A 2,856-nucleotide genomic window follows, 5' to 3' on the forward strand; every position below is an offset into this window, starting at 1 on the left:
CGTGAGCACCTGCACGGGGGTGGTGCGTGAGGTGTTGGAGCCGTCGCCCAGTTGGCCCCAACCGTTGCCGCCCCAGGCCCAGAGGGAGCCGTCCTGCTTGATGGCCAGCGTGTGGCCGGTGCCCGCGGTCATGGAGGAGACGCCCGTGAGCACCTGCACGGGGGTGTTGCGTTGCGTGGTGGAGCCGTCTCCCAGCTGGCCAGCGGAGTTGTAGCCCCAGGCCCAGAGGGAGCCGTCCTGCTTGAGCGCCAGCGTGTGGGCGAAGCCCGCGGCTACGGCGGAGACGCCCGTGAGCACCTGCACGGGAGCGTTGCGTTCGGTGGTGGAGCCGTCACCCAGCTGGCCATAGGAGTTGTTGCCCCAGGCCCAGAGAGAGCCGTCCTGCTTGAGTGCCAGCGAGTGGGCGGTGCCCGCGGCCACGGCGGAGACGCCCGTGAGCACCTGAATGGGCCTGTTCGAGAAGTTGAAGCCCCAGGACCAGGCGGTGCCATCCTGCTTGAGCGCCACTGAGTGGCGCTCGCCCGCGGCCATGGAGGAGACGCCCGTGAGCACCTGCACGGGGGTGTTGCGTTGGGTGGAGGAAAGGTCGCCCAGCTGCATGTAGTAGTTGTAGCCCCAGGCCCAGAGGGTGCCGTCCTGCTTGAGCGCCAGCGAGTGGTTGGCGCCCGCGGCGGCCTTGATGATCGGGCTGGCACACGGAGCGTTCACCGAGACGGAGAAAGCGTGGGAGCTCGAGAGGCCCAGGGCATTGGTGACCGTGAGGGTCACGCCGGGCGTGGAGCCTGACGGGACGCACGCGGGGGCCGTCCACACCACCTCGCTGGAGTCGGCGGTGGTGGTGGGCGTGCCATTCGAGCCCGTGGTGGGGGCCCAGGAGAAGCTCAGGGCGCTGCCCTGGGGGTCCACCGCCTTCACCCGGAAGGTGACGCTGCCCTGGCCGGAGGTGGAGGCCGCCGACTGGAACGTCTCGACAATGTCGGGCGCGAAGGCGGCCGTCCTCTTCGGGCCCACGCAGAGGGAGAGGGTGCCCGTCGTCCGACCGCCGATGGGCTGCCCATTGCGGGAGTCGGTGACGGTGACGGTGAGGTCGCAGTTGTTGCACGTGCTGCTGTCAGGCAGCGCGGTGGCGGTGAAGCTCGCGGTGGCGGAGGTGGCGTTGCTCCAGGTGCCCGCACAGGAGGCCGCCCAGCTGTAGGCCAGGGCGTCGCCATCATTGTCGGAGGCGGTGGCGGAGACGGTGGTGGACTCATTCACCTCGAGGGCCGTGGCGGTGGCGGAGAGGTTGCTCACCTGCGGCCAGGTATTGAGGGAGGCGTTGACGGCGGCGTCCCCCTTGCCCGAGGTGACGTTGACGTTGAAGGTCACCTTTCCCTTGAGGCCCTTGGAGTCCGTCACCGTGAGCGTCAGGGGCACGGTGGCGGCGGAGGCGGGCGCCGTCCAGGTGGTGGAGAGGCTGGAGGCCTGGGCGAAGCTGCCCGAGGGCGCGCTCCAGGCGTAGGTGAGGGTGTCGCCGGGGTTGGCATCGGAAGCGGAGGCGGTGAGCGTCACCGCGCCTGAGGGCTCGACGGTGCCGGGCGCGGCGGACAGCGAGGTGATGACGGGTGCGGCATTGGTGAAGGGGGTGGCCGGGCTGACTTCCTGCAGGGTGATGGACACCGCGGTCGTCTGCTTCGCGAGGATGGTGACGCCGGTGGCCTCACCGGCGTACAGCTTCGTGCCACTGCCATTGAAGGCCTCGGCGGAGAAGGTGCGAGCGGTGCCCGCTGGCAGCTTGCCGATGAGGCCGCTCCACTGGTTGTTCGTCTTGACGAGCTCCGCGGTGCGCGCCGGCATGTCGGCCGCGGACACCGTGACGCGCACCAGGGTGACGTCCGCGGAGGAGATGGCTTGCGCCGTGATGCCGAACAGCTGGGCCGAGCCTGTGGTGTCCTCCTGCTGTTCAGAGGGAGCGCCACAGCCAGCTGCGAGGGTGAGGAGGGTGGCTGTCACGTACAGCCACACGTGCTTGGTGATTCGCGTCATGGAAACCCTTTCCGAGAACCCGGGGACGGGACGGCGAGTCTCAACGCAGTTGCAGGGAGCGCAAACAATCCGCCGGAAAGCCCAAGCGCGCCGGTGGAAGGGCGAGGAGGACCCGCCGAGGTGTCAGCACCCCTCCAGTCACGGGCAAGCGGTCGCCTGTTCCAGCACTGTCCGCGAGCGCGCGCCCGCTGGCACTGCTACCTCCCTGGGAGCCCTCTACAGGCCCGAGCTGCGGCTGCCGCGCGCCAGGGCGCCTCTTCACTCCTCTTGCGGAAGCCTCTTGGTCACTTCCAGGACCGTGAGGCGTCTGCGCCCGGCATCGACGCTGTACAGCACGGCGAAGCCCTCAACGATGGAGGCCCTGGCGTCCACGCTCGCTGGCGTCGGCAACGGTGGTGGCTGCGCTGCCGTCAACTCGTTGGCGAGTGCATCCAGCTTCGCGCGGATGCGCGCGTAGTCATCAGCCGGCAGCGTCGCGAACTGCTTCCAGGCTGCCGGGCTGATCTCCACCGTGTACGCCGTGCCGGGCTGTTTATCTCGGGGACTCCGCATTCCGGGCAGGCATATAAGCACGGTCCAACCTAGAAGCCCTGCCTGGCTCCCGGCTGATCGGAGAGCAGGCGCAGGAGAGTCCTCTGGCGAACTGCCGCAAGGGATGCCCCTTGGAACGTGGCGATCTCCTTCACCCGTCCCGCCCGAGCATGGGCTGCCCGCTGCGTTGGCGCTCGCCCCGGCCCGAGCGCGGCTGCCGTGAGCCGCTCCCTCCGTGCTCGTTCGTGGCTGTCGGGGCGCGATGTCATACTCCGAACGGCCCCGCGAGGACCCGCCAGGCCC

2 protein-coding genes are annotated in these 2,856 nt (G+C 69.5%); both read right to left on the reverse strand.

Annotated features, from left to right (window positions below):
• On the reverse strand, nucleotides 1–2,022 hold a 2,022-nt coding region (locus VF697_RS12210), incomplete at its 3' end, for an RCC1 domain-containing protein (RefSeq protein WP_331094487.1).
• A 258-nt stretch (nucleotides 2,023–2,280) separates the two neighbouring features.
• Nucleotides 2,281–2,532, reverse strand: a complete 252-nt coding sequence (locus VF697_RS12215) for a hypothetical protein (protein ID WP_331094489.1) — start codon at nucleotides 2,530–2,532, stop codon at nucleotides 2,281–2,283.
• Nucleotides 2,533–2,856 lie beyond the last annotated feature (324 nt).

The sequence above is a fragment of the Archangium sp. genome, assembly GCF_036388035.1.
Taxonomy (GTDB): domain Bacteria; phylum Myxococcota; class Myxococcia; order Myxococcales; family Myxococcaceae; genus Archangium.